The organism is Mycobacterium sp. MUNTM1 (assembly GCF_054660795.1).
Genome location: NZ_BAAGDE010000119.1, coordinates 1 through 3239, shown reverse-complemented (window position 1 = coordinate 3239; position 3239 = coordinate 1). Strand labels below are relative to the sequence as shown.

Below are 3239 nucleotides of genomic sequence, written 5' to 3'. Positions count from 1 at the left end.
GGTTTGGCGATGAGGTCCAGCAGCGCTGGGGATGGTGGCGTGATACCGGAGGGCTTGGGGGCGATCCCTGGTGTCACTGGTGGTGGTGCGACCGGCGGCGGGGGCGGTGGGGCCGGTGGCTGGACCGGGGTCACCGGAATTGGCTGGTGAGGCGGTGAGGCGACAGGCTGCTGCGGGCCGGCGGGTTGCTGACCGGTTACTCCTAGTTGCGTGGGCCCGATCGTGGACGAAATCCCGGCGGTGCCCGCCGCGGCCAGCGGGACACCGCCACCGGACCCCGTGAGGCTGTTGGGGTTGGCTAATCCGCCGGCCGCCGCTTCGTGCGCCGATGCCACCGCGGCGTCGACGGCCGGCCCGACCGTCAATCCACCCATACCTGCTGCAGCGGAGGTCAATCCGCTCACAGCGCCATCGATGCTAGCCGAACTGGAGAGTTCGGTGACAGCCACCGAAGGCCCACCCGCCGGGCGGGGGCTGCTAGTCACCGGCGTGGCGGGAGACGGGCCGGCGGCCACAGTCGGGTTGGTCACCGAAACAGGTTGCACCCCACCAGGAGTCCCATCGTGGGAACCCGAACCGGAGCCTGACCCTGATCCGTTTCCTGCGCCAGATCCGTCGCCGTGTTTGGACGCCTCCAGGAGGTCTTTGACAGACGAATCCGACAGGAAGGTGTTGTCTTTACCGCCCATGTCATGGGCCATGTCCATGGCTTTGGACGCCAGTTCCTGGCCCGGCAGCTGCGAGGGCATACCGCCACCGGACATCGGAGATGCGGACGGCATCTGCGGCATTTGCGGCATACCCCCGCCCATCAACGATGCGGGATTTATCGGGGCACTCATCGCTGAGACGCCGCCGGCGCTGCTCCCCCGCGACGGCACCGGATCATCGCCCACCGGCGCGGACACGCCTGGATTCGCGACTGGGCTCGCAGTAGAAGGAGTGCCTGGTGTGCCCCCTCCGCCGGCGTTGACCGAGATTTGATCGGTCATCGTCTGTAATTTGGTTTCACCACCAACGAGCGCTTGTTCAAGGCGGTCATGCGTTGCTTTGATGTCTCGGCGAGCTTCGTCCTTCTTTTTGTCTTCCTGCTTCTGGAACTGGTCTCTCTGCTTGGCGTCGGTGGTCATGGTTTTTTCGGTCTCGAGCTGCATCAGATCCGCGTTGGCAGAGATACACCGCGAGCTGATCTCATTTTTGGCTGCTAACACCTGCGTCCCTAGTTCGCCGATGATCCCTGCCGCGTCTTGGCAGAACTTGTTTTCTTCCTCGTGACGCGACGCCAGGTAGGTGAACTTCTCACGGGTCTTGTCCGCGGTGAGCCCTTTGAAGCTCTCCTCCGCCAGCGCGGCGATCGTGCTCCGGTAATCATCGGCGGTGGCACTGTGATCGGCCGCCTTGGCGGTCAGCGACGCCGCTGACGTCGCGAACTTTGCCTCATCCTCGGGGGGCCAATAGTTTTGAATCAAATCGAACGGGTCGGGTGGCTGATCAACCGCCATTTACCTACTCCTCAAACCTATTTCGGGGCGCTGAATAAGGGCGGATTCGGCACATAGCCATCAGGCATCTTCGCACCGAGCGCTGAATCCTCGACGAAACGTCCACGAATGAAGTCTGCCGTCACGTCGGCCACGTAGGTGCCGTCGGCGAGCTTGTAGGACAAGATGCCGACCGTCCCGGTAATCCCGCTGGCGGAATCTGTTGCCCACACCGGCGTACCAGGGAACCCGTCGCCAACCTGCGCTGCCCAATCGGGCTTGTCCGACTTGATGGCGACGTAGTTGTCTTTAACCCACTGAATCTGTCCGCACGCGGTGTCGTAACCGATTCCGTTCGCCGCCGACCAACACACCGATTCGCCTTGATTTTGACGGTTGGCTAGACGGTCTGGCGGATATTCCGCAGCTCTGATCACTGCATCCCCACCGACGGAGGGGGTGGCGGGCGCGGGCCAGGTCTTTGTGCCATTGGTAAATACGGCAATGTCAGGGAACGGATTCGGGTCTGCCGCATCAAAGCGGTATGCCGTCGGGTATTGATTTTGGGTGATTGTGCCGATCTGGACTCGAAACTTCTGCATGGGCAGCTTTCCGTCCACCAGTTTCAAAGTATCGACGAAGACCGGCGCATCTTTGATGCCTTGCGCGCAATGCCCCGCGATTAGGTAGTAGCGGATTCCTCCCATGGCGACGAGTGGGAATCCTGCGGTGCAGCGCACCGGGTTCGGGCCTGCGCCGACATAGACCGGCACACCGCCCTGCAGGGACATGCTGGCCGTGAAACCGCTGGTCGTAACAGGCGGGCCTTGATAGGCAACAGCCGGGACAGGCGTCGACGGCGATGAGGGAGGCGCAGCTTGAGGTGGCCGCGGAGCCGCAGTACACGCACTGACCACACCAGCCGCAGCAAGCATCGCTAGACCAGAGAAGAGCGCTGGGCGAAGCCGACCAAGTCGCATGCTTCAAGGCTAAGGGATTCGCACACCTGACAGACCGTTCTTGAAGCGGCTATCGACGTCGTCCCTGCATCGAAACTGTACCTTCAAGCTGCCGCCGGCCCATGGGGCGACGGGCTGCGCCCCGATTTGAAGGGAGGTCGGGCACAGCCCGCCGCAGATATAAGCCTAAGCGGCAAACTGTGTGAGGCGCCGGGTGTCAGGCGCTGCTCATAGACTGCTATTCATGACTTCTGAACGCGATATCACCGCAAGTGGCAGATCCAGGCTCCCCGCTTACATCACCGCCACGTCAGCCGTGATAGCCGCGGTCGCTGCAATAGCTGCCGCGGCCGGAGTGTGGTTTTGGCCGTGGGCATTGGGTAGTACGTTCGGCGCGCTGGCCAACGGTATCGGTGAAACAAGCGAACCTTCGCTGCACCAAGCGGCGTGCATTGCTTACAGCGACTTCGTTTTGACCCAGGCGCACAATGGCTACACGGCTGATCAGATACAGCGAGTCATCGACTTCGCCGGCAGTCATAGCAAGGCCAACAAGGCCGGCCCTGAAACCCAGTCGATTCCGAGTCCTACGACCGCCGGTGAAACCCAACCTCCGGCGTCTGGATCTCCCCCGCCTGCGGCAACACCGCGTAACCGTCTGCCTAGCGTCACCGATGAGGCGGTTTGCGGCACACCTGCCCAGATCCTGGGCGTGGTCGGTGTGGGGTGAGCCCGTTGTAGTGGTCCAGTCGTTGTGGGGCTCTGTTGCCCGGTCTGCGGGCAAGGAAGAATCAACGAC

The 3239-nt window shown here is 62.6% G+C and carries 2 protein-coding genes and 1 pseudogene; 1 reads left to right on the top strand and 2 read right to left on the bottom strand.

All coding sequences use genetic code 11. From position 1 onward, the window contains the following. Nucleotides 1–1502, bottom strand: a pseudogene (locus ACYQ8K_RS29905) (hypothetical protein); the annotation flags it as partial. A gap of 17 nt (nucleotides 1503–1519) precedes the next feature. Continuing rightward, complete coding sequence (locus tag ACYQ8K_RS29900; protein ID WP_459974961.1) at nucleotides 1520–2272, bottom strand: chymotrypsin family serine protease; 753 nt, start codon at nucleotides 2270–2272, stop codon at nucleotides 1520–1522. A 412-nt stretch (nucleotides 2273–2684) separates the two neighbouring features. Between ACYQ8K_RS29900 and ACYQ8K_RS29895 the strand changes: the two genes are divergently transcribed. Beyond that, a complete protein-coding gene (locus tag ACYQ8K_RS29895) occupies nucleotides 2685–3170 on the top strand; it encodes a hypothetical protein (protein ID WP_459974960.1) in 486 nt (161 codons plus the stop codon). Nucleotides 3171–3239 lie beyond the last annotated feature (69 nt).